This is a genomic window from Amycolatopsis jejuensis (genome assembly GCF_000717335.1).
Lineage (GTDB): Bacteria > Actinomycetota > Actinomycetes > Mycobacteriales > Pseudonocardiaceae > Amycolatopsis > Amycolatopsis jejuensis.
The window spans coordinates 38,749-63,220 of sequence record NZ_JNYZ01000036.1 but is presented as its reverse complement, the minus strand read 5'-3'; the positions used below and the strand labels follow the sequence as shown (position 1 = coordinate 63,220).

18 protein-coding genes are annotated in these 24,472 nt (G+C 68.9%); 4 read left to right on the top strand and 14 right to left on the bottom strand.

Going from position 1 to position 24,472, the window contains the following annotated elements:
* Positions 1-4 precede the first annotated feature (4 nt).
* Positions 5-1,294, bottom strand: coding sequence for a signal recognition particle-docking protein FtsY (gene ftsY, locus OO71_RS37530; protein ID WP_033294786.1), 1,290 nt, complete (start codon positions 1,292-1,294; stop codon positions 5-7).
* A gap of 140 nt (positions 1,295-1,434) precedes the next feature.
* Here ftsY and OO71_RS37525 point away from each other — a divergent pair, with 140 nt between their 5' ends.
* Positions 1,435-2,649, top strand: a complete 1,215-nt coding sequence (locus tag OO71_RS37525) for an anhydro-N-acetylmuramic acid kinase (protein ID WP_033294785.1) — start codon at positions 1,435-1,437, stop codon at positions 2,647-2,649.
* 10 nt (positions 2,650-2,659) lie between these two features.
* Positions 2,660-4,225 carry a sodium:solute symporter gene (locus tag OO71_RS37520; RefSeq protein WP_033294784.1) on the top strand — a complete coding sequence of 522 codons (1,566 nt, stop codon included), beginning with the start codon at positions 2,660-2,662 and terminating at the stop codon, positions 4,223-4,225.
* 45 nt (positions 4,226-4,270) lie between these two features.
* Here OO71_RS37520 and OO71_RS37515 read toward each other — a convergent pair whose 3' ends face one another.
* The 10 genes from OO71_RS37515 to kdpF form a co-directional block, all read right to left on the bottom strand.
* Positions 4,271-4,795: a hypothetical protein gene (locus tag OO71_RS37515; protein WP_051792711.1), complete on the bottom strand. Its 525-nt coding sequence runs from the start codon at positions 4,793-4,795 to the stop codon at positions 4,271-4,273.
* 85 nt (positions 4,796-4,880) lie between these two features.
* The gene (gene smc / locus OO71_RS37510) at positions 4,881-8,483 is read right to left on the bottom strand and encodes a chromosome segregation protein SMC (RefSeq protein ID WP_033294783.1); all 3,603 of its coding nucleotides are present in this window, start codon (positions 8,481-8,483) and stop codon (positions 4,881-4,883) included.
* 706 nt (positions 8,484-9,189) lie between these two features.
* Positions 9,190-9,486 (bottom strand): acylphosphatase, encoded by a 297-nt coding sequence (locus tag OO71_RS49590; RefSeq protein WP_211260796.1) that lies wholly within the window; start codon positions 9,484-9,486, stop codon positions 9,190-9,192.
* 652 nt (positions 9,487-10,138) lie between these two features.
* On the bottom strand, positions 10,139-10,339 hold the full coding sequence (locus OO71_RS50605; RefSeq protein WP_033294782.1) for a hypothetical protein: 201 nt from the start codon (positions 10,337-10,339) through the stop codon (positions 10,139-10,141).
* 91 nt (positions 10,340-10,430) lie between these two features.
* Positions 10,431-11,129, bottom strand: coding sequence for a response regulator (locus OO71_RS37500; protein ID WP_033294781.1), 699 nt, complete (start codon positions 11,127-11,129; stop codon positions 10,431-10,433).
* Positions 11,126-13,675 carry a sensor histidine kinase gene (locus OO71_RS37495; RefSeq protein ID WP_084145546.1) on the bottom strand — a complete coding sequence of 850 codons (2,550 nt, stop codon included), beginning with the start codon at positions 13,673-13,675 and terminating at the stop codon, positions 11,126-11,128. The genes OO71_RS37500 and OO71_RS37495 overlap by 4 nt, the downstream gene beginning before the upstream one ends.
* A 4-nt stretch (positions 13,676-13,679) precedes the next feature.
* On the bottom strand, positions 13,680-14,291 hold the full coding sequence (locus OO71_RS37490) for a potassium-transporting ATPase subunit C (protein WP_033294780.1): 612 nt from the start codon (positions 14,289-14,291) through the stop codon (positions 13,680-13,682).
* A 1-nt stretch (position 14,292) separates the two neighbouring features.
* Positions 14,293-16,386 (bottom strand): potassium-transporting ATPase subunit KdpB, encoded by a 2,094-nt coding sequence (gene kdpB, locus OO71_RS37485; RefSeq protein ID WP_033294779.1) that lies wholly within the window; start codon positions 16,384-16,386, stop codon positions 14,293-14,295.
* Positions 16,387-16,459: 73 nt separating this feature from the next.
* Complete coding sequence (kdpA, locus tag OO71_RS37480) at positions 16,460-18,121, bottom strand: potassium-transporting ATPase subunit KdpA (RefSeq protein WP_033294778.1); 1,662 nt, start codon at positions 18,119-18,121, stop codon at positions 16,460-16,462.
* A 1-nt stretch (position 18,122) separates the two neighbouring features.
* On the bottom strand, positions 18,123-18,224 hold the full coding sequence (gene kdpF / locus OO71_RS37475; protein WP_033294777.1) for a K(+)-transporting ATPase subunit F: 102 nt from the start codon (positions 18,222-18,224) through the stop codon (positions 18,123-18,125).
* 405 nt (positions 18,225-18,629) lie between these two features.
* Here kdpF and asnB point away from each other — a divergent pair, with 405 nt between their 5' ends.
* Entirely contained in the window at positions 18,630-20,471 is a 1,842-nt protein-coding gene (asnB, locus tag OO71_RS37470; protein WP_033294776.1) for an asparagine synthase (glutamine-hydrolyzing), read from the top strand.
* A 340-nt stretch (positions 20,472-20,811) separates the two neighbouring features.
* Here the strand turns inward: asnB and OO71_RS37465 are convergent, their stop codons facing one another.
* The 3 genes from OO71_RS37465 to OO71_RS37455 all read right to left on the bottom strand — a co-directional run bounded on the left by OO71_RS37465 (position 20,812) and on the right by OO71_RS37455 (position 23,469).
* Positions 20,812-21,315: a GNAT family N-acetyltransferase gene (locus OO71_RS37465; protein ID WP_245633906.1), complete on the bottom strand. Its 504-nt coding sequence runs from the start codon at positions 21,313-21,315 to the stop codon at positions 20,812-20,814.
* Between the two features lie 142 nt (positions 21,316-21,457).
* A complete protein-coding gene (locus OO71_RS37460; RefSeq protein ID WP_211260795.1) occupies positions 21,458-22,459 on the bottom strand; it encodes a Gfo/Idh/MocA family protein in 1,002 nt (333 codons plus the stop codon).
* Positions 22,456-23,469, bottom strand: coding sequence for a LacI family DNA-binding transcriptional regulator (locus OO71_RS37455; protein WP_033294774.1), 1,014 nt, complete (start codon positions 23,467-23,469; stop codon positions 22,456-22,458). Before OO71_RS37455 ends, OO71_RS37460 begins: the two co-directional genes overlap by 4 nt.
* A 124-nt stretch (positions 23,470-23,593) precedes the next feature.
* On the opposite strand from OO71_RS37455, the gene OO71_RS37450 reads away from it, so the two are divergent.
* Positions 23,594-24,460 carry a sugar phosphate isomerase/epimerase family protein gene (locus OO71_RS37450; RefSeq protein ID WP_033294773.1) on the top strand — a complete coding sequence of 289 codons (867 nt, stop codon included), beginning with the start codon at positions 23,594-23,596 and terminating at the stop codon, positions 24,458-24,460.
* Positions 24,461-24,472: the final 12 nt, after the last annotated feature.

Here is a 24,472-nt window from a genome sequence, read left to right as displayed (position 1 = left end):
CGGCTCAGCCGAGCAGCGCGTCCACGAACGCGCCGGGCTCGAACGGGGCCAGGTCGTCCGGGCCTTCGCCGAGGCCGACGAGCTTCACCGGCACCCCCAGCTCCCGCTGGACCTGGAACACGATGCCGCCCTTGGCCGTGCCGTCGAGCTTGGTCAGCACGATCCCGGTCACGTCGATGACCTCGGCGAACACCCGTGCCTGCGCGAGGCCGTTCTGGCCGGTGGTCGCGTCGAGCACGAGCAGCACCTCGTCGACCTTGGCCTGCTTTTCGACGACCCGCTTCACCTTGCCGAGCTCGTCCATCAGGCCGGTCTTGGTGTGCAGCCGCCCGGCGGTGTCGACCAGCACCGCGTCGACGCCCTCGGCGATACCCTGCTTGACCGCGTCGAAGGCGACCGCTGCCGGGTCTGCGCCTTCCTTGCCGCGCACGACGGACGCGCCCACGCGCTCGCCCCAAGTCTGCAGCTGATCCGCGGCCGCGGCGCGGAACGTGTCGGCCGCGCCGAGCACCACGGTGCCGCCTTGGGCCACGAGCACCCGCGCCAGCTTGCCGGTGGTGGTGGTCTTGCCGGTGCCGTTCACGCCCGCGACGAGCACGACCGCGGGCTGCTTCTTGCCGTCGACCTCGTGCGGCAGCGCGCGGACGGAACGCTCGGCGTCCGTCGACAGTTCGGCCGTCAACACCTCGTGCAGCACCTCGCGGGCCTCCGCCGACGACCGCGCGGCGCGGCGGCCGAGCTCGTCCCGCAGCCGCTCCACGATGTGCGTGGTAGTGGCCGCGCCGAGGTCCGCGACCAGCAGCGTGTCTTCCACGTCCTGCCAGGAATCCTCGTCGAGGTCGCCACCGCCGAGCAGGCCCAGCAGGCTCTGCCCGAACATCGACCGCGACTTCGACAGGCGGCCGCGCAGCCGCTCCAGCCGCCCCGTCGCGGGGTCGATCTCGTCGAGCGGCGCGGCTTCCTCGACCGGCTCCGGGAGCTTGACGTCGAGCACTGTGCGCTGGTCGGAGTCGCGCGGGACCGCCGCGTCGTCGCCCACCGCGGGCTGGCCGTCGACCTCCGGCCGGTCCTCCACCGGATGTTCGACCGGTTCGGCCGTGGTTTTCTCCGTGCCGCCGGGGGCCAGCGCGATGCCGCCGGCCGCGGTGTACCCGCCGCCCTTCGGCTTCTCCTCGACCTCGCGCGGCTCGGCGATGCTGATCCGCCGCCTTCGCGCGATGAGCAGCCCCGCCACCAGCACGGCGACCAGGACGACGACGGCGATGACAACGATCCAGAACCAGGTGCTCGACACACCACCATCCTGTCATCCGCCCTCGCCCGGCCCGGGGCACCCCACCGTGCGGCCAACGATTGACGCGAATGGTTCCGATTCGGCCAAGACTCCACGGAGTGGCTTGCGCGGGTCGCCGGGACTTGGCTAGACCACTGCGAATGACCTTCCCCGCCGGCCATCGTTTCCGCGTCCTCGGGCTGCTGTCGGGCACGTCCGTGGACAGCATCGACGTCGCGGTCGCCGACCTGCACGCCGAGGACGGCACCGTCGTGCTCACCCCGCTCGGCGAGCTCGACCTCCCCTACCCCGCCGCCCTCCGCGCGGAACTGCTCGACATCCTCCCGCCGCGGCCGAGCAGCGCGCGGCAGCTGACCGTGCTCGACACCCGGGTCGGGCAGGCGTTCGCGGAGGCCGCCGCGCGCGGGATCGCCGGGTACGGGCCGGTGGACGTGATCGCGTCACTCGGCCAGACGGTGTACCACTGGGTCGAGAACGGAACGGCGCTCGGCACTCTGCAGCTCGGCCAGCCCGCGTGGATCGCCGAGCGCACCGGGGTGCCGGTGATCGCCGACCTCCGCATCCGCGACATCACCGCGGGCGGGCAGGGCGCGCCGCTGGCAAGCACGCTCGACGCGTTGTGGTTACGCGGTCTCGCCGAGCAGACCGGCCGTCCGGTCGCCGCTCTCAACCTCGGCGGCATCGCGAACATCACCGTGGTCACGCAAGGCGACGCGGTACTCGCGTACGACACCGGACCGGCGAACGCGCTGCTGGACATCGCCGCCGCGCACGTCACCGGCGGACGCCTGCCCGCCGACGTGGACGGACGGCTCGCGCTGGCCGGGGACGTCCGCGCGGATCTGCTCGACCGGCTCCTTGCCGACCCGTACTTCGCTGCTGCACCACCGAAATCCACCGGGAAGGAACACTTCCACTGCGGATATCTCGACACCGCGCTGTCCGGACTGCCGGAACTGACGCCGGAAGACCTGCTCGCCACCCTCACCGAACTGACCGCCGTGACGGTCGCCGCGGAGTGCCGACGCCACCGGGCCGCGACGGTCGTGGCGTCCGGCGGCGGAGTCTCGAACCCGGCGCTGATGGCCGCGCTCGCCCGGCATCTGCCCGGCGGAACGCTGTGTACCAGCGACGACCTCGGCCTGCCCGGCTCCGGCAAAGAGGCTTACCTGACCGCGTTGCTCGGCTGGCTGAGCTGGTGCGGCGTCCCCGCGACGCTGCCGTCGGCCACCGGCGCCCGCGGTCCCCGCCTGCTCGGCGCGCTGACGCCGGGGGCGGCCCCGCTCACCCTTCCCGCCCCGCTGGGGGGCACCGTGACCCGGCTCCGGGTCGCGGAATCCGGGCAACCACGGTAGGAGAAACCCCATGAACCCAGTCGATCTGGTGATCGTCATCGTGTACCTCGCGGCGATGCCGATCATCGGCGTGCTGGTCGGGCGCAGACAGAAGTCCGCGAACGACTACTTCGTCGGTGAACGCAGCATGCCGTGGTGGGCGGTCACGCTTTCGGTGGTGGCCACCGAGACGTCCACTCTCACCGTGATCTCCACGCCGGGGCTCGTCTTCGGCAGCGCGTTCCTGTTCCTGGAAGTGGCGTTCGGCTACATCATCGGCCGGGTGATCGCGGCGTTCGTGTTGCTGCCGCGCTACTTCCGCGGGAACTACGTGAGCGCGTACGAATTCCTCGGCCGCCGCTTCGGCCGCGGGCTGCAGGGCACCGCGTCGGTCACCTTCGTGGTCACGCGCCTGCTGGCCGAGGGGCTGCGGCTGTTCGCGGGTGCGATCCCGATCAAGGCGATCCTCGGCCACTACGGCATCCACACCGAGTACTGGCACATCGTGGTGCTGCTGACCGCGCTGACGGTGATCTACGCATTCGTCGGCGGCATCAAGTCGGTGATCTGGGTCGACGTGATCCAGTGGTCACTGTACGTCCTCGGCGCGATCGGTGCGGTGATCTTCCTGACCACCAAGCTGCCGTCCGGCTGGACGTCGATTGCGGCGGACCAGGGCCGGTTCCAGCTCACCGACTTCGCGTCCAACATCATCACCAGCCCGTACGCCTTCCTGTGCGCGGTGATCGGCGGCGCGTTCCTGTCGATGGCGTCACACGGCGCGGACCAGCTGATCGTCGGACGGCTGCTGTCGTGCCGGAACCTGCGCGACGGCCAGCGCGCGCTGATCGGGTCGTCCATCGTGGTGTTCGTGCAGTTCGCGTTGTTCCTGCTGGTCGGCGCGATGCTGTGGGTGTACACCGGCGGCAAGACCGGCGCGACGGCCACCGCGGTCGCGTCCGGGAAGATGTCCGGCGACGACGTCTTCTCCAACTTCATCGTGAACGACCTGCCGGTGGGCCTCGCCGGGTTACTCATCGCGGGCATCCTGGCGTCCACGATGGGAGCGCTCGCGTCCGCGCTCAACGCGCTCTCCACGTCCACCATCGCCGACCTCTACCAGCGGTTCACGCACCGCTCGATCGACGACACCAAACTGCTGCGGCACGGTCGCATGTGGACACTCATCTGGGCGGTGGTGTTCGCGGGCTTCGCGTCGCTGTTCACGAACTCGAAGGACCCGGTGATCCAGCAGGGCCTCGGTATCGTGGGCTACACGTACGGCGCGCTGCTGGGCTCGTTCTTCCTCGGACTGATGGTCCGCAAAGCCCGCCAGGCCGACGCCGTGATCGCGTTCGCCTGCTCCGTGGTGGGCATGGCGTTCCTGATCTTGTTCGTGAAGTTCGACAAGGCGACCACCGCGGTACACATCCAGTTCGGCACGGCCACGAAAACGCTGGTACCCCTGGCGACCTTCTGGTACACGCTCGCGGGCGTGCTGATCACGCTCATCGTGGGCGGGCTGCTGTCCTTGCGCCACCGCGGGGTGGACCCGAAAACCGCTGCGGTGGAGGAAACCGTGGAGACTGCGGCCTGAGCCGGCCGGGTTTCCCGTGGCTGCACGGGAAACCCGGCTGTTCGTTCACGGCTTGGTGTAGAAGACCCGCCCGTCCTTGTCGCAGGCCACCGCTCCGCTGCCGCCCGCGCCGGTGTCGGCCATGCACTGCCAGTCGTTCAAGGTCAGCACGTGCGCGGTCCCCTCGGACTTGGTCGGCGCCTGCTCGAAGTAGTCGGAAATCACCGTGATCGCTTCCTGGCAACCGGGGATACCCGCTTTCGTCTCCTCGGCGATCAGGTCGGCCTGGCGGCCGTTCGGCATGTCGACCTTGCCGCAGTTCACGTCCGGGCCGACCGGGTCGCCCGGGTCGGGGTGCCGTCCGTCCGTGGTCCGCGAGCCGTTGGACGGCGGTTCCGTCTTCTTGGCTACCGGCGGTTTCGCTACTGGCGGTTTCGCCGCCGGAGCAGCCGAGTTGACCACCGCCGACGTGGCAGTGGGCGCGGCTGGCGTGACGGCCGCCGGAAGCGCCGAACCGGCGGTCCCGCCGCAGGCCGTCACCAGCCCGCCGAAGCCCAGAAGCGCTGCGGAAATCCCAATCCTGGCCGCCATTGTGCGCATGAAGAATTCCTCCCCGATCACTGTTACCCCGTACACCCCTAGAGACGCGCCGAGCCCGTAACAGTTGCCCCGGAGATCAAGAAGCGGGTACCGGCTCCTCTTCGGCCGTGCGCAGACGCTGCGAGATCACCTTCGTGATGCCGTCGCCCTGCATGCTCACGCCGTACAGGGCGTCGGCGATTTCCATCGTCGGCTTCTGGTGCGTGATGATGATCAGCTGCGACGAATCGCGCAGCTGCTCCAGCAGGCCGATCAGGCGGCGCATGTTGGTGTCGTCCAGCGCGGCCTCGACCTCGTCCATCACGTAGAACGGTGACGGCCGCGCCCGGAAGATGGCGACCAGCATCCCCACCGCCACCAGCGACTTCTCGCCACCGGACAGCAGCGACAGCCGCTTCACCTTCTTGCCCGGCGGGCGGGCCTCGACGTCCACCCCGGTGGACAGCAGGTCGTTCGGCTCGGTGAGCACCATCCGGCCCTCGCCGCCGGGGAAGAGCACGCCGAACACCGTCTCGAACTCGCGCGCGACGTCGTAGTAAGCCGAGGTGAAGACCTCCAGGATCTTCTCGTCGACCTGCTTGATCACGGCCTCGAGGTCCTTGCGGGTGTCCTTGAGGTCTTCCAGCTGGGTGGACAGGAACTTGTAGCGTTCCTCCAGCGCCGCGAACTCCTCCAGCGCCAGCGGGTTGACCTTGCCCAGCAGGGTGAGGTCCTTCTCCGCGCGCTTGGCGCGGCGGGCCTGGGTGTCGCGGTCGAAAGGCATGGGCGGCGGCGGGGTGACGTCCTCGCCACGTTCCTTCGCCGCCTCGTACTCGGCCATCTCGCCCGCGCTCGGCGGCACCGGTACGTCCGGGCCGTACTCGGCGATCAGGTCCGCCAGCCCGATCCCGAAGTCCTCGGAGATCTTGCCTTCCAGCGTTTCCAGACGCAGCCGCTGTTCGGCACGAAGCACCTCGTCGCGGTGGACGGCGTCGGTGAGCTTCTCCAGTTCGCCGGTCAGCTCGCGCACCTTGGCGCGGACCGCGGTGAGCGCCGTTTCGCGGGTCTGCCGTTGTGCTTGGGCGTCGTCGCGCTCGGCAGCTGCGCGCTGTACCGAGATTTCGATGCGCTCCAACGCAAACTCACCCGCGTTGACGACCGCGTTCGCGATTTCCGCGCCGCGTTTGCGAGCCGCCTGCGCCTTGGCCGCACGTTCGCGCGCCTGCTGTTCGGCGAAAGCCGCGCGGCGCAACGATTCCGCACGTCCGGCGATACTGCGCGCGCGTTCCTCCGCGGTGCGCTGCGCGAGCCGTGCTTCGACTTCTTCCTGCCGTACCACGGCAAGCTGCTCGGCCGCCTCGTCGCGCTCGGCCGTGTCCGGGTCGTCCTCCACCGGCTGCTCGGCGACGGCGGCAAGCCGTTCCTCCAGCTCGGCCAGCTGCTCGAGCGCGTGCTCGCGGCTCTGCTCGACCTTCGCGCGCTGCCCGGTGAGCCGTTCGACCTCGGCCTGCGCCGACCGCGCCGCCTGCTGCAGCCGGTTGAGCCGCTCGGACGACCGGGCCTTGCGGACCTTGGCCTCGCCGAGCGCGTCCTTGGCCTGCCCGACTTCCTCGCGCCGCGCCTGCTGTTCGGACCGCGCGCCTTCCAGCTCCGCGGAATACCGCTCCAGCGCGCGTTCGGCGACACGCAAGCGTTCCTGCGCCTCGTCGACCGCTGCCTGTACCTCGATCACGCTCTCGCGCGCGGCCGACCCACCGGCAATCCAGTTCGCGCCGAACACGTCCCCTTCGCCGGTGACCGCTCGCACGGCCGGATACTGCGCGACGAGACGGCGGGCGGACTCCAGGTCCGGTACCAGCGCAAGCCGGTCGAGTGCCTTTTCGACCGCAGGCCGCAGCTGCTCCGGCGCGCTGACCACCTCGCGGGCCCAACGCGCGCCTTCGGGCAACATCGGCCAGCCACTGGTGTCCACAGTGGACATCGCGCCGACCGGCACGATCCCGGCGCGGCCGGAATCGGTGTCCTTCAAGTACTTCAGCGCGGTGAGCGCGTGTTCGCCACCGGACACCGCGACCGCGTCCGCCACCGGCCCGAGCGCGGCGGCCAGCGCGACCTCGTGTCCAGGTTGGACAGTGAGCAGCGCGGCGACCGACCCGAGCAGACCGGGTAATTCCGCGGACGCACCGAGCAGCGCACCCGCGCCGTCCTTGCGCTTGAGGCCCATCGACAACGCCTCGACGCGCGCCTTCTCCGACGCGATCTCCCGCTCGGCACCGCGCTCGGCCTTCACCAGCTCCTCGACGCGCGCCTTCGCCGCATTGTTCGCCTCGACCGCGCGGTCGAGGCGCTGCTGCAGGTCGGCGTCGTCGGATTCCTCGGCGCCGCCAGTCGCTTTGGCCTCTTCCAGCTCCTCGACCGCGATCTCCGCGCGCTCGGCCGCTTCCTGCAGACCGACCGTGAGCCGGTCGACCTCCTCCGCGGTGGCACCGTTCTTGCTGCGCAGCGCCTCGACCTGGCCGGTCAGCTTCGCCATGCCCTCGCGGCGGTCGGCGATCGCGCGTACCGCAGCCCAGTGCGCGCGCTCGGCAGCCTGTACGCGTTGTTCGAGTTCTTCGCGCCGCAGCACGGTTTCCGCGAGCAGCTCGCGGGCCTCCATCACGGCCTCGGTGAGCTCCTGCTCGCGCTCGGCAGCCTGCTCGGCCTCGGCGAGCAGCTCCTCCGGGTCACGACCGCCGGTGGGCGCGGAAACGTCCGACGACAGGTGCCGCTGCCGTTCCACCGCCAGCCGCACGGTGCCGCGCAGCCGCTCGGTGAGCGCCGACAGCTTGTACCAGGTCTCCTGCGCGCGCTGCAGCCGCGGCGCGTCCTCGGCGAGCGAGGCCTCCAGCTCGGCTTCCTCGGCCGACACCAGCTCCAGCGCCTGCTCGACCTCGGTGCGGCGCTGCCGGGCGGTGCGCTCGTCGGCCTCTTCCCGCGCAATGGACTCACGCTGGGTGACGAGGTCGTCGGCGAGCAGCCGCAACCGGGAATCCCGCAGCTCGGACTGCACCGACTGCGCCTTGCGCGCGATCTCGGCCTGCTTGCCGAGCGGCTTGAGCTGGCGGCGCAGTTCGGTGGTGAGGTCGGTGAGCCGGTCGAGGTTGCCCTGCATGTTGTTGAGCTTGCGCAGGGTCTGTTCCTTGCGCTTGCGGTGTTTGAGGACGCCCGCAGCCTCCTCGATGAACGCGCGGCGCTCCTCGGGCTTGGACTCGAGAATCGCCGACAGCTGCCCCTGCCCGACGATGACGTGCATCTCCCGGCCGATCCCGGAGTCCGACAACAGCTCCTGCACGTCCATCAACCGGCAGCGGTCACCGTTGATCTCGTACTCGCTGGCGCCGTCACGGAACATCCGGCGCGTGATGGAGACCTCGGTGTACTCGATGGGCAACGCACCGTCGGTGTTGTCGATGGTGAGCGTGACCTCGGCCCGGCCAAGCGGCGCGCGTCCCGCGGTACCGGCGAAGATGACGTCTTCCATCTTGCCGCCGCGCAGGTCTTTCGCCCCTTGGGTGCCCATGACCCAGCGCAGCGCATCGAGGACGTTCGACTTCCCGGAGCCGTTCGGGCCGACCACGCAGGTGATCCCGGGTTCGAACCGCAGCGTGGTGGCCGAGGCGAAGGACTTGAAGCCCTTGAGCGTCAGGCTTTTCAGGTGCACGTGCTGCCGACCCCTCTGGCCATGCGTACAGGTTGGCCACCGGTTTCCCCCGGACCGTGGCGACCGGGTTCCCGGGCTCGGGACAGGCTACCCGGGGGTCCGGCAGCGCCGTGGGAGGCGGGGCCGCCCGGGCGCGCCTAGCACATCTGGGACCACCTCGGCAACCCCTTGAGTCCCATCCGTCACACGGACCACAGGGGTTGTGGGGGGTGGGCGGGTGGCTTCGGATCGGTGGGCTGAGGGGGCGGGCGGAGGTGCAGGGCTTTCGGGGCGGGCGGGAGCAACAGGGCAGCCGCGGCAAGCGGGACTGCCGGGATCACTGCGGATCCCCTGTCCCAGCCACCGGATCACCCGGACGTCCGGCTCGGCGGCCACGCAACGCTCGGTGAAACCTGCCAGTCTGCCGGGGCAGACCGAACCAGCAAGGCCGCCGGGACTGCAAGGCAAGAAGGCCGCCGGGACTGCGGGCAAGCAGGGCTGCAGGGGCAGACCGAACCAGCAAAGCCGCCGGGACTGCGGGGCAAGCAGGGCAGGCCAAACCAGTAAGGCTGCCGGGACCGCGGGGCAAGCCGGGCAGAGCAAACCGGCAAGGCTGTCCCGGCAAGAGGGACACTCGGGACCACCGCGGATCCCCACGTGCCCCATCCCAGCCACCGGTTGCCCCATCCCAGCCAGCGGGTCACCGCATGTCCGGTTCGGCGGCCGTTCAGCGCTCCGCGAAACCCGTCAGCCCGCCTTTTGCGGCAGTCCAGCGTTCCACTACCTGATCCACTCTTCCGGGTGAGGTTCCGGACCGCAGGGCGGCCAGCAAGCGCGCACAGTGGTCACGGCTACCCTCTGCAATCACTTCGACACGCCCGTCGGGGTGATTGCGTGCGAATCCGGTGAGGCCCAGCTCCAGTGCGCGGCTTCGGGTCCACCAGCGGAAACCGACTCCCTGTACGTGCCCGTGTACCCAGGCGGCCAGCCGGACGGGTGATTCCTGCTCACTCACCGGTCCCATCCTGCCGTACGAGTGTGGTTGCAGAACGTGACGGGGTCCTCCTGGCGGTCGCGCGAACGGGTCAGCCGCGGTGATAGCCTCCGGCCAGGATCCACGCCCGGAGCCCTCTCCCCCGCATGCCGGGGCCCGGGTGGAGCGCATCCCCCGCATTCTCTGTTCGAACCTTCTAAGGAGCCTGCATGTCCCGTCCCGACGGGCCTGATCCGAGCTCATCCATCTCCGTCCATGCCGTCCCCGCCACTGCGCCGCCCAAAGGGGCGAGCGGGCGGCTGACCCGTACCGGGTACGCCGTGCTGGGGGTCAGCGGACTGGTGGTCGCTACGGCGTTCGCCGCGGTCGCCGAGCTGGCCGGGCCGCTCGGGATCACTGATTCTGCGACCAATGCACCCGGTGGCGGGCAGGGCACGTTGCCCGGTAGTTCCCAGGTTGTTCCGGGGAACGCGGTGCCGGGTGGGCCGATGACGGTGCCGGGGTCGCCGGTGCCTGGGCAGACTGTGCCGTCCACGCCGACGACTGTGGTGTCGGTCGGGGCGGATGGGGTGCCGACCACGAGTGTGGTCACTCCGCCGCCGGTGCCGGTTCCGCCGGGGCAGCCGGGCGGGAATCCGGTGCCTGGGACTACTTCGCAGCGTAGTGACACTCCTACTTCGGATCATTCCACTACTCCGCCGACGAGTACCGACCCTACGTCGACGACTCCTACTTCTCCGACTAGTACGTCCAGTTCGGAGACTCCGCCTTCGTCGAAGCCGTCCGGGAGTAGTTCCACTGGCGGGCAGCCGACCAGTAGTACGTCCAGCGTGTCCACTTCGGACACCACGGGCACCGGCGATACCGCCCCGACCGGCTCCACGCGCTGACGCTCCGCTGAAGTCCGTGAAGGGAACCATGAGGGAATCTGATTCCGTGAAGGTTCCCTTCACGGAACGCCAGCGGGGCGGGAGCTAAACTTCGAAGCGGTAGCCCATTCCTGGTTCTGTCAGCAGGTGGCGGGGGCGGGAGGGTTCTGGTTCCAGCTTTCTGCGTAGCTGGGCCAGATAAACGCGTAGGTAGTGTGATTCCGTCTCGTACGACGGGCCCCATACTTCGTGCAGCAATTGTTTCTGCGCCACCAGGCGGCCTCGGTTCCGTACCAGCAGTTCCAGTACACCCCATTCGGTTTTCGTCAAATGTACTTCCCGGCCGTCTCGCTGGACTTTTTTCGCGGCCAGATCAATGGTGAACGAGCCTGCGTCCACCACTGCTTCTGCGCCGTCTGCGCCTGCTACTGCCGAACGTCTCACCGCCGCGCGCAGGCGGGCCAGTAGTTCGTCCATGCCGAACGGCTTCGTGACGTAATCGTCCGCGCCTGCGTCCAGTGCTTGTACCTTGTCCGCCGAATCGCCCCTTGCGGACAGGACGATGATCGGCACCGTGGTCCAGCCGCGCAGGCCTGCGATGACCTCCGTGCCGTCCAGGTCCGGCAGGCCCAGGTCCAGGACCACCACGTCCGGCTTCGTTTCCGCGACCGCTTTCAGCGCCGCCGTGCCATCATGCGCGGTGATCACCTTGTACCCGCGCGCGTTGAGGTTGATTCGCAACGCTCGGACGATCTGCGGCTCGTCGTCGACGACCAGTACCGTCGCTGCCCGGTCTGCGTTCATCGGGCCACCTCCTCAGCCGCTTCCACCAGTTCCCGGCCCGTGCACGCGGGTAGCGAAATCACCACGGTCAGCCCGCCGCCGGGAGTGTCTTCTGCGCGTACCGTACCGCCCATTGCTTCCGTGAACCCCTTCGCAACGGAAAGCCCCAACCCCACACCGGGCGTCGAATCCCGGTCGCCGCCCAGGCGCTGAAATGGCGCGAAGGCCGATTCCGCGGCCCCTTTTCGCAAGCCTTTTCCGTGGTCGACGATTCGCAGCTCCACGAATTCCGAATGCGCACTTGCCCGCGCCGAAACCTCGCCGCCGCCGTGCCGGAGGGCGTTGTCCAGTACGTTTGCAATCACGCGTTCCAGCAATCCCGGATCGGCTTGCACCGACGGCAGCCGGGCGTCCACGGCGACTTGCACATCCTGCGAATTGTCCACTGTGGACAAAGCATGCGCGAGTACCTCGTCGTAGCCGACCGGGCGCAAATGCGGGGTGACGGCACCGGTCGCCAACCGCGAAGAGTCGAGCAGATTGTCGATCAGCCCAGCCAGCCGGTCGGCCGAAAGTTCCACTGTCTCCAACAGCTCGGAGGTGTCCTCTTCGGACAGTGACAGGTCCGGCGCACGCAGGCTGCCGATGGCGGCCTTGATGGACGTGAGCGGCGTGCGCAGGTCGTGGCCGACTGCGGACAGCAGCGTCGTACGCAGCTCAGTCGCCTCGGCTTTGCGCTCCGCGGCCGCGGCAGCCGTCGCCATCCGCTGCTGGCGCAACGCGAGCAATGCTTGTCCCGCAACGGCTTCCAGTACCCGGCGGTCGGCGGCGGGCAGGGTGCGCCCGCGGAGTGTCAGGTGGACGTCAGCCGTTACGGCAATGTCCACATCGGCCTCGTCCGGATCGTCGCACGGTTCCCCACCGGCCACTGCGACCTTGTCCCACTTCCCGTTACGTTTCTCCAGCAGCGTAACGGAAGTGAGGCCGAAGTTCTCCCGTACCTTCGCCAGCAACCGCTCGATCGGGTTCGGATCGGTGAGCACCGTACGCGCGTACGACGCCAGCAACGACGCCTCCGTACGCGCCCGTGCCGCCGCCGCACCCCGTCGCGCGGCGGATGCGACGACCAGCGCCACCATCACGGCCACCACGATCATCGCGATGAGCGTGACGACGTTCTGCGGGCTGTGCACGTTCAGCGTGTAGAGCGGTGGCGTGAAGAAGAAATTCAGCAACCCTGCCCCGAAAATCGAAGCCACGAGCGCGGGACCGAGCCCGCCGACCAGTGCGACCACCACCGTCGCCAGGACGTACAGCATCACGTCCGTCGAGAACTCCACCGTGTCCCGCAGCAGCACGCCGAGACCGGTCGCGGCCAGCGGCAGCAGGATGCTCAGCAGCCAGCCCACTACCAGCCGAGACGGCGTCAGCGGGCTCGTGCCCAGCCGCGCGCGCAGCCGTCCGCCGGCGTAGGAGTGCGTGACCATGTGCACGTCGATCGATCCGGACTGCTGGACCACCGAAGCGCCGATCCCCTCGTCGAACAGCCGCGCGACCCGGGACCGCCGCGACGTGCCGATCACGAGCTGGGTCGCGTTGACCCCGCGCGCGAAGTCGAGCAGCGCGGTGGGTACGTCGTCGCCGACCACCGTGTGGAACGTCGCGCCGACCTCCTCGGCCAGCGTGCGGGAGCGGACCATCGCGGTCGGCCCGAGCCCGGCCAGCCCGTCCCCGCGCAGGATGTGCACCACCTGCAGTTCCGCGCCCGCGCGGTTGGCGATCCGGCTGGCGCGGCGGATCAGCGTCTCGCTCTCCGGCCCGCCGGTGATCGACACGACCACCCGTTCGCGCGTCTCCCACGTGTCGGTGATCTTCTGCTCGGCCCGGTAGCGCTGCAACGCGACGTCGACCTGGTCGGCCACCCACAGCAGCGCCAGTTCGCGCAGCGCGGTCAGGTTCCCCGGCCGGAAGTAGTTGCCCAGCGCGGCATCGATCCGCTCGGCCGGGTACACGTTGCCATGCGCGAGGCGCCGCCGCAGCGCCTCCGGCGTGATGTCCACCAGCTCCAGCTGCTCGGCCCGGCGCACGACCTCGTCCGGGATCGTCTCCTGCAGGGTGACGCCGGTGATGCGCTCGACCACGTCGTTGAGGCTCTGCAGGTGCTGCACGTTCACCGTGGACAGCACGTCGATCCCCGCGTCGAGCAGCTCGTCGACGTCCTGCCAGCGCTTGTCGTGCCGTCCGCCGGGGACGTTCGTGTGCGCCAGCTCGTCGACCACGACCACCTCGGGCTTGCGGGCGAGCACCGCCTCGAGGTCCATCTCGGCGAACTCGTGCCCGCGGTGGCTGACCGTGCGCCGGGGCACGACGTCGAGCCCGTCGAGCAGGTCGGCGGTCTTCTTGCGGCCGTGCGTCTCGACGAGGCCCACCACCACGTCGGTGCCGCGGTCGAGGCGGCGCCGGGCTTCGCCGAGCATGGCGAAGGTCTTGCCAACGCCCGGAGCCGCGCCGAGGTAGATCCGCAGTTCTCCTCGGCGCGGCTTCGGGGGTGTGTCGGTTGTGCTCACAGTGTCAGTGTGCGCCAGGTGCCGCGGAATGCACGGCAAGGTTGAGCAGGAGCACGTTCACGCCGGGCACGCCGATCCCGGCGCCGCTGGTGTTGTCCGCGACCAGCTGCCGCACCTTCTCCTCGCTCAGCCCGGTGTTCCGGGCCACGCGCGATACCTGCAGCGCGGCGTAATCGACGCTGATCGCCGGGTCGAGACCCGATGCCGAAGCCGTCACCGCGTCCGCAGGCACGGCCGCCGGTGCGACACCTTCGCGCTGGGCGATCAGGTCCCGCCGCTGCGCGATGGCCTTGGCCAGGTCCTCGTTGTACGGCCCCTTGTTGGACGGTCCGGACGTCGACGGATCACCCGGACCCAGCACGTCCTTCGCACTCGCCGACGGCCGGTTGTGGAACCACGGGTCGCGCGCCGGGTCGGCAGGCACCGGGTCGACGCCGATCAGCGACGAGCCGACGGCCTGGCCGTTCTGCGTCACCACCGAACCTTCGGCGTGGCCCTGTAGCCCGGGGATGCGCGAGACCGCCCACACCCCGAGCGGGTAGACGATGCCGAGCAGCACCGTCATCGCGATGAGCAGGCGCAGGCCCGCCCAGGTCTGCTTGAGCAATACGTTCATGTCAACCAATCCCCGGAATGAGCCGTACGATCAGGTCGATCACCCAGATTCCGAGGAACGGGCTCACGATCCCGCCGAGGCCGTAGATCAGCAGGTTGCGGCGCAGCAGCGCGGACGCCGACGACGGCCGGTACCGCACGCCGCGCAGGGCGAGCGGGATGAGCGCGACGATGATCAGCGCGTTGAAGATCACCGCCGACAGGATGGCCGACTTCGGCGTGGCCAGATGCATGATGTTCAGCGCACCGAGCTGGGCGAAGATGCTCGTGAACATCGCCGGCAGGATGGCGAAGTACTTCGCCAGGTCGTTCGCCACGCTGAACGTGGTGAGCGCGCCGCGGGTGATGAGCAGCTGCTTCCCGATCTCCACGATCTCGATGAGCTTCGTGGGGTTCGAGTCGAGGTCGACCATGTTGCCGGCTTCCTTCGCCGCCATGGTCCCGGTGTTCATCGCGACCCCGACGTCGGACTGCGCGAGCGCGGGCGCGTCGTTCGTGCCGTCGCCGGTCATCGCGACGAGCCGGCCGCCCTCCTGTTCCTTCTTGATGAGCGCCATCTTGTCCTCGGGCTTGGCCTCGGCGAGATAGTCGTCGACACCCGCGTCCTCGGCGATGGCCCGTGCGGTGAGCGGGTTGTCGCCGGTGATCATCACCGTCTTGATGCCCATCGACCGCAGTTCCTGGAACCGCTCCTTCATGCCCGGCTTGACGACGTCCGACAGCCGGATCACCCCGCGCACGAACGCCGTGCCACCGGCGGCCTCCGCGACCACCAGCGGAGTTCCGCCCTGCTGGCTGATCTCGTCGACGACGCGCTCGGTCTCGTCCGGCACGTTGCCGCCACGGTCGCGTACCCACTGGCGGACCGCCGAGGTGGCTCCCTTGCGGACCTCGCGGTCGCCGAGGTCGACGCCGCTCATCCGGGTCTGCGCGGTGAACGGCACGAACTCCGCAAGCTTCTCGCTCTCGTCCGCAGCAGGCGGAAGACCGTGCCGCTCCGCGATCAGCTCGACGATGCTGCGTCCTTCGGGAGTGCCGTCGGCGAGGCTGGACAGCCGGGCCGCGCGGGCCAGTTCGTCCACAGTGGACCCGCCGATCGGGATCAGCTCGGTCGCCCGCCGGTTGCCGAAGGTGATCGTGCCGGTCTTGTCGAGCAGCAGCGTCGACACGTCACCGGCGGCCTCGACCGCGCGGCCGGACGTGGCGAGCACGTTGCGCTGCACCAGCCGGTCCATCCCGGCGATGCCGATGGCGCTCAGCAGCGCGCCGATTGTAGTCGGGATCAAGCACACCAGCAGCGCGGTCAGCACGATCACCGACTGCTCACTGCCGGAGTACGTCGCCATCGGCTGCAGTGCCACCACGGCCAGCAGGAAGATGATCGTGAGCGTCGACAGCAGGATCGTCAGCGCGATCTCGTTCGGCGTCTTCTGCCGGGAAGCGCCTTCCACCAACGCGATCATCCGGTCCACAAAGGACTCACCGGGCTTGGTGGTGATCTTCACGACGATCCGGTCGCTCAGCACCGTCGTACCACCGGTGACCGCCGAACGGTCGCCACCGGACTCGCGGATCACCGGCGCCGACTCGCCGGTGATGGCCGATTCGTCGACGGTCGCGATCCCCTCGACGACGTCGCCGTCCCCCGGGATCACCTGCCCCGCCTCGACCACGACCAGGTCGCCGATGCGCAGGTCCACGCCGGGTACCTGCTCCTCGGACCCATCCTCGGTCAGCCGCCGCGCAACCGTCTCCTTCTTGGTGCGCCGCAACGATTCCGCCTGCGCCTTGCCGCGGCCCTCGGCCACCGCTTCGGCCAGGTTCGCGAACACCACGGTGAACCAGAGCCACACCGCGATGAGGATCGAGAACACGCTCGGGTCGGTGATGGCGAAGACGGTGGTGAGCACCGAACCGGCCCACACCACGAACATCACCGGGTTCTTGAGCTGGTGCCGCGGGTTCAGCTTGCGGAGCGCGTCCGGCAGCGACGACCAGAGCTGCTTCGGGCTGAAGATCCCGGCTCCGACGCGCCCGGCGTTCTCCACGTGGTGCTGTGTTTCCTCGGCGGGAGTCCGCTCTTTGGTGATACTCATGCCAACGCCTCTCGAAATTTGCCGGAGGACCACACCCGGCCGCGATCTTCAGCGACACTTCCGAATTGCGTACTCATGCCAAAGCCTCTGCGATCGGCCCCAGCGCCAGCGCGGGGATGAAGGTGAGAGCCGCGACGAGGACGATCGTTCCGGTGAGCATCGTCCCGAACAGCGGCCCGGTGGTGGGCAGCGTGCCCGCGGTTTCCGGCACTTTCTTCTGCGCGGCAAGCGAACCCGCCAGGCAGAGCACGGCCACGATCGGGATCAGCCTGCCGAGCAGCATCGCGACCCCGAACGACGCCTGAAACCAATCGCTGGTCGCGGTGAGACCGCCGAAGGCACTGCCGTTGTTGTTGGCCGTCGACGCGTAGCCGTACAGGATCTCCGACAGCCCGTGTGCCCCCGAGTTGCCCAGTGCGGCACGGGTTCCCGGCAGCATCAGCGCAATCCCGGACCCGAGCAGTACCAGGGTGGGCATCGCGAGCATCGCGATCGCCGCGGCGGTGACCTCGCGTTTGCCGAGCTTCTTGCCGAGGTACTCCGGCGTGCGGCCGACCATCAGCCCGGCCAGGAACATCGCGATCACCGCCATCACGAGGATGCCGTAGAGCCCGGTGCCGACGCCGCCCGGCGAAACCTCGCCGAAGAGCATGTTCAGCAGCGTGCCGCCGCCGCCGAGCCCGGACAGGCTGTCGTGCGCGCCGTTCACCGCGCCGGTCGAGGTTCCGGTCGTCGTATCGGCGAACAGCGAGGTCGCGCTGAGCCCGAACCGCTGTTCCTTGCCTTCGAGATTCGCTCCGGCGGCGAGCGCGGCCGGGTTCTTGGTGAACGCCTCGGAGGACCAGATCACCGCGAGCATCGCGGTCCACAGGACGGCCATCACCGACAGCAGGACGTAGCCCTGCTTGCGGTTGCCCACCAGCAGCCCGAAGGCGCGGGTGAGGCACACCGGGATCACCAGGATCAGGAACATCTCGATGAGGTTGGTCCACACGTTCGGGTTCTCGAACGGGTGCGCGGAGTTGGCGTTGAAGATGCCGCCGCCGTTGGTACCCAGTTCCTTGATCACTTCCTGGCTCGCGGCCGGGGCGAGCGCGAGCGTGCTCTGGCTGCCGTCCGGGTTGGTCACCGCGACGCCGGACCGCAGGCTCTGCACCACGCCGAGCGCCACCAGGACGATCGCGAACACGAACGCCATCGGCAGCAGCACGCGGATCGTGCCACGGGTGAGGTCGACCCAGAAGTTGCCGAGCCGGTCGGTGCGCGAGCGGATGAAACCGCGCGTCACCGCGATGGCCACGGCGAGCCCGACGCCCGCGGACAGGAAGTTCTGCACGGTGAGCCCGGCCATCTGGACGAAGTGGCCCATGGTGGCCTCGGGCGAGTAGGACTGCCAGTTCGTGTTGGCCACGAAGCTCGCCGCGGCGTTGAACGCGACCGCGGGCGACACCGGCCCGCGGTCGAAGTTCCACGGCAGGATCCCCTGCAGCCGCTGCAGCAGGTACAGCAGGATCACCGACACGAACGAGAACCCGAGCACCCCGGACGCGTAGGTCTTCCAGTGCTGTTCGGTGTCCGGGTCGACCCGGACGATCTTGTACAGGGCCTTCTCGACCCGCAGGTGCTTCTCGGCCGAGAAGACGCGGGCGAGGTACCCGCCGAGCGGTTTGTAGACCACCGCCAGGGCGACCAGCAGTATCCCGGCTTGCAGGAAGCCGGCACCGACGTCACTCATCTCAGAATTTCTCCGGCCTCACGAGCGCGATGAACAGGTAGACGATCAAGCCCAGCGCCAGCAGCCCCCCGATGACGTTGGCCACGGTGCCCGCGCCGCTCACAGCTTCTCCAGCCCGCGCAGGACACCGGCGAGCAGAACGAAAACGCCGATGAGCAATAAGGCGTACAGCAAATCCGCCACGAGGCACCTCTCAGGAAGGGTCACCCGGCACGGGGTGACCGTCGGTCGATGCCACTGTGCGGTCGTCGCAGAGCGTGAACACCCGCGTCTGACGGCTCCTTGACGGCGCGACCTGGGGGCGTTTACGGGATCTTGACGGCGGGTGACCCCCGCCACCGATCGATGTCAAGAAATGTCCACGTCCGCCAGTGACAAGTGGGTGACTTACCGCACAAAGAGTAGTGGATCAAGGACAGAGCGTGCAATTCGGGCAGACAACTTCGCGGCGCCGTGTTACACCGGACTTAGTTGTATCAGCTAAGTAAATTTCGGGAGGGGTTTTCGCATGTGCGGAATCGCGGGCTGGGTCTCCTACGACACCGATCTCACGCAGCGGCAGGAGATCGCCGACGCGATGACCGAAACCATGGCCTGCCGCGGTCCCGACGACCGGGGCACCTGGGTACGCCGCGCGGTGGCACTCGGCCATCGCAGGCTCGCCATCATCGACCTGCCCGGCGGGCGGCAGCCGATGAGCGTCGCGACGCCGAACGGCGAGGTCGCCATGGTGTACAGCGGGGAGGCCTACAACTTCACCGAGCTGCGCGAAGAGCTCACGAAGCTGGGCCACCGCTGGGAAACCGACAGTGACACCGAAGTCGTGCTGCACGGCTACCTGCAGTGGGGCCTCGACGTCGTGGATCACCTCAATGGCATGTACGCGTTCGCGATCTGGGACGAGCGCGACCAGAAGCTGGTGATGATCCGCGACCGGATGGGCATCAAGCCCTTCTACTACTACCCGACCCGCGACGGCGTCCTGTTCGGCTCGGAACCGAAGGCGATCCTGGCGAACCCGCTGGCGAGCAAGGTCGTCGACACCGACGGGCTGCGCGAGCTGATGGCGTTCACGAAGCAGCCGGGATGGTCGCTGTGGAAGGGCATGCGCGAGGTCGATCCGGGCACCCTGGTCACGGTGACCCGCGAGGGCATCAACACGCGCACGTACTGGAAGCTCGACGCGCGCCCGCACACCGACGACCAGGAGACCACGGTCGGGCGCGTGCGGGAACTGATGACCGACATCGTCAACCGGCAGCTGATCGCGGATGTCCCGCGCTGCGTCCTGCTGTCCGGCGGCCTCGACTCCAGCGCGATCACCGGCCTGGCCGCCGCCCGGCTCGCCGACGAGGGCGAGCAGCTGCGCACGTTCTCGGTCGACTTCTTCGGCCAGGAGGAACACTTCCAGCCGGACGAGATGCGCGGAACGCCCGACTCGCCGTACATCCGCGACGTGGCGAAGCTCGTCGGTTCGGCCCACCAGGACGTGATGCTGAACCCGTCCGAGCTGACCGACCCCGAGGTCCGCCGCGCAGTACTGCGGGCGCGCGACATCCCCGCCGGACTTGGCGACATGGACACGTCGTTGTACTTGCTGTTCAAGGCAATCCGCGGAGAATCGACGGTAGCGCTGTCGGGTGAATCGGCAGACGAGGTCTTCGGCGGCTACCGCTGGTTCCACGACGAAGCCGCGGTGAACGCGGACACCTTCCCGTGGCTGGCGTTCAGCACCAGCCTGATGGACAACCGCGAGTCGGTGCTGGATCCAGGCCTGGCAGCCAAACTGGACCTGAAGTCCTATGTGGCCGATCAATATCGGGCCGCCGTGGCGGAGGTGGACCAGCTGGACGGCGAATCCGCCCGGGAATCCCGGATGCGCACCATCTCGCACCTGCACCTGACCCGTTTCGTAAGGCAACTGCTCGACCGCAAGGACCGCATGTCCATGGCGGTAGGCCTGGAAGTGCGAGTACCATTCTGCGATCACCGTTTGGTGGAATACGTCTACAACGCCCCGTGGGCACTGAAAACGTTTGACGGCAGGGAAAAGAGCCTCCTCCGCCACGCAACCAAACACGTACTGCCCGCATCAGTGCGCGACCGGGTCAAGAGCCCCTACCCGTCCACTCAGGACCCGGGTTACGCGGTCGCACTTCAGCAGCAAGCAAAGGAAGTCCTTGCCCAGCACGACAACCCGGTCTTCCAGGTAGTAGGCAAAGCCTGGCTGCAATCCGCCACCGAAACCGACCCAGCCGCCATCACCCCCCTGCAACGAGCAGGCCTGGACCGCGCACTGGACCTGCACCACTGGTTCGACCTGTACCGCCCAGAACTACAACTGGACTGAGTTCCGTGAAGGGAACCATCACGGAATCAGATTCCCTCATGGTTCCCTTCACAGCCCTCCACATTCCGTGAAGGTTCCCTTCACGGACTTCCCCCACCACCCTCCCAACCGCAGCCGAGGCACCCACCCGACCCGGGCAGCCAGTCCCGGCCCTGCACCCCGATCCGAAGCCCCCACACGGTCGGAGGGGCTTGTCAAGGCATCTTTCCCGCCTTGACAAGCCCCTCCGACCGTCGTGACACTCAAACTTCGGGGTGCCCCACCGCAACAGTTCCGGCCAACACAGCCCCCACCGCAACAGTTCCGGGGTGCCCCCACGCAACAGTTCCCTCAAGCGACGTCACAACTCCAGCTGTGCATCGACATCAACCCCATGCACGTTCAACTCCGCCCCGGCATCACTCAACAACCGCCGCGCAGCAGCGTTGTCCACCGTGGTAGTGGCGACAAACCGAGCCGCCCCACCGTCCCGGGCCGCCTCCAGCAGCACCTCGGCAACCCGCCGCCCGATCCCCCGCCCTCGCACCGACCGTCCGAGCCACACCCCGGCCTCGACCTCCAGCGCCGCCTGCCCGGACACCGGCCGCAACCGAGCCGCCCCCGCGGCCGCCCCGTCGACCTCGATCACCCAGGTCGTCTCGATCGCGGTATCCGGATCAAGCGACCGCCGCCGGTGAAACGCCAGGAACGCTTCCCGCCGGGCTTCCGTCCACCCGCCAGGACCGGCCACCGGCGGCATGACCTCCACCGGGTCGGCGTCGGCCACGGCAGCTTCCAGCAGCCGCCCCAGCCCCGGCTCGTCGAGCGGAATGAGCACGATCTCGGATTCTCCGGATCCAGGCACGCCCCGCAGCTTGGCACGCCCGGCCGTCCCGCGCTACCCGGCGGCCCCACTCGTTACCCGGACGGGCCCCTTGCCGTTGGTGATCAACACTTCCCGGCGGATCACTGTCGAAACCTCACCGCCGCACCTCACCGTCGAAACCTCACCGCCGCACCTCGGCCACCCGCACCGGCCGGTTCTCCCGACGGGAAACCTCGCACGCTTCGGCAAGGTAAAACGCCTCCAGCGCATCCCCCGCCCCCGCCGGAGACATCCGCTGCCCGGCCGCCACTTCCAGGAATACCCGCAGTTCCGCGGTATAGGCAGGCCGGAACCGTTCCATGAACCCCGGATACGGCGGCCCTGGCAGCGGCGCGACCCCGGGCTCCACCGAACGCAACGGCGCCCGATCGTCCAAGCCCACCACCACATTCCCCGACGAGCCAAGGGCTTCGAAGCGCACGTCGTAACCCGCGCCGTTGTACCGCGTGAGCGAAACCGTGGCCAGCGTCCCGTCGTCGAGGGTCATCGCCACCGCCGCCGTGTCGACGTCTCCAGCCTCGGCGAAGAACTGCTCGCCTTTGTTGCGCCCCACCGCATACACCTCGTCGACCTCGCGGCCGGTGACCCAGCGGATGATGTCGAAATCGTGGACGCCGCAGTCGCGGAAGAGCCCACCGGAATGCGCAACGTACTCCGCAGGCGGCGGCGCCGGGTCCAAAGTGGTCGACCGGATGCTGTGCAGCCAGCCCAGCTCCCCGCTTTCCACGGCGGCGCGCGCGGCCTGGTACCCCGCGTCGAACCGGCGCTGGAACCCGATCTGCACCGGCACGTCCGACCCGGTGATCCGGTCGATCACCGCGAGCGTGCCCGGGATGTCCGCGGCCACCGGCTTTTCGCAGAACACCGGCACCTCGGCATCGACGGCGCGAATGATCAGCTCGGGATGCGCATCGGTGGCCGCGGTGACGACGAGCCCGTCGAGCCCGGCGCGGAACAGCTCGTCGATCCCCTCGACGGCATCCACCCCGAGCTTCGCCGCGGCCGCCTGTGCGCGCGCCGGGTCCGCGTCCGCCACCACCACCGACGTGACCTCGGCAAACCCCTTGAGCGTCTCCGCGTGCGCCGTGCCGATCCGGCCGGTCCCGGCCAGTCCCAACCTCATCGCTGTGCCTCCTGGTCGTGGGAATTCGGTCCCGTGGTCGCGCGCACGACCAGGGACGGATGAAGCAGATGGCGGACCGGCTCGGTGCGTTTGCCGCGAATGCGTTCCAGCAGCGCGTCGAAGGCGAGCCGCCCCATTTCGGTACGCGGCTGGTCCACTGTGGTCAGTGAGATGTGCCGCAGGGAAGCCAAGGACGTGTTGTCGTAGCCCACCACCGAGATGTCCTCGGGTACCCGCAGCCCGTGTTCTTCCAACGCCGAAATCGCCCCGACCGCGTTGAAGTCGTTGCCTGCCAGCAAAGCCGTCGGCATCTCGGACCCGGAAAGCAGCTCCCGGACCGCCTTCTCGCCCGCGGTGTCGGTGTGTTCACTGCGCACCACGATCGGCTCCAGCCCGTGCGCCTGCATTGCCTGCCGGAACCCGCGCCGCCGCGCCGCCGCACCAGCCGCTCCCCCACCGTCGAGGTGCGCGATCCTGCGGTGTCCTAATTGGACCAGGTGCTCGACGGCCAGCGTGGCCCCCGCTTCGCCGTCGTCGTTCACCGTGTCCACTCCGGACAGCCGGGAAGTGCGCGACACCAGCACCACCGGACACTGCTGCGCCGCCGTTTCGATCGCCGCCGCCGGAACCACCGGCGACAACAGCACCACGCCGGCAGGCCGGAACGACAGCAAGCTGCGCAACGCGGAACCCTCCCGCGAAGGCACGCGGCCACCGGTGTTGAGGATCAGGTCGAATCCCGCCGCCTGCGCAGCCGCGTCGAGACCTTCCACCACGTCGGCGAAGAAGGCGTTGCGCAGGTCGTTGACCATCACCCCCAGCACTGTCGACGTGCGGCTCGCCAGCGACCGGGCCATCACGTGCGGCGAATAGCCCAGCTCCTCGGCCGCCTTCAGCACGGCCTCGCGCCGCTGGGGCGACACCTTCGGCGAATTGCGCATGACCAGCGAGACCAGCGCGCGGGAGACGCCCGCGCGCGCGGCGACGTCCTCCATCGTGGGCTTCCCCATCGAGAGCCTCCTGGTGAACGGCGAGCCGGAAACCGGCCCTTGACGTGACGATCCGGACGCTACATTCTTAGAGCGCTCTAATCAATAGCGCGCTCTAACGCTTCCCCCTACCGGAGAGGGATCCATGACCGCGAAGATCCGCGTCGCCGCCGCCCCGATCTCGTGGGGGGTCTGCGAAGTGCCCGGCTGGGGCCGGGTACTCGACGCGCCTGCCGTGCTCGGCGAGATGGCGGAGCTGGGCATCACCGCCACCGAACTGGGTCCGCCGGGCTACCTGCCCCGCGACCCGGCCGAGCTCAAGACCCTGCTGGCGAAATACCGGTTGCAGCTGGTCGGCGGCTTCCTGGCCATTCCACTGCACGACAACCCGGACCTCGCCGCGGCCGGGGAGTCCGCCGCGCTGTTCGCCGCGTGTGGCGCCGACGTGCTCGTGCTGGCCGCCGCGACCGGTCTCGACGGCTACGACGAACGGCCCGCGCTCACCGACGAGCAATGGTCCACTTTGGTCAGCACGGCAGCCAAGATCCGGGATATCGCGGCGGCACAAGGACTTCGGACGGTGCTGCACCCGCACGTCGGCACGCACGTGGAAACCGAGGCCGAGATCGAACGGTTCCTCGCCGACTCCGACCTGCCGCTCTGCCTCGACACCGGCCATCTGCTGATCGGCGGCACCGACCCGGTCGCGCTCGCGCAGCGGCATCCGCAGCGGATCGGGCACCTGCACCTCAAGGACGTGCGTGGCTCCTTGGCCGAAGCAGTCCGCACCGGCAAGATCCCGTACACCGAGGCGGTCGGCCAGGGCTTGTACGTGCCGTTGGGCGAGGGCGACGTCGACCTAATGGCAATGATCCGGTCCGTGGCCGAGGCGGGTTACGACGGATGGTATGTGCTGGAACAGGACACCGCGCTGGGCGAGGACAGCCCCGTCGACCGCCCCGGGCAGGACGTGGCGGCCAGTCTCGCGTACCTGCGCAAGATCACCGCCTGATTCGAAGAAGTG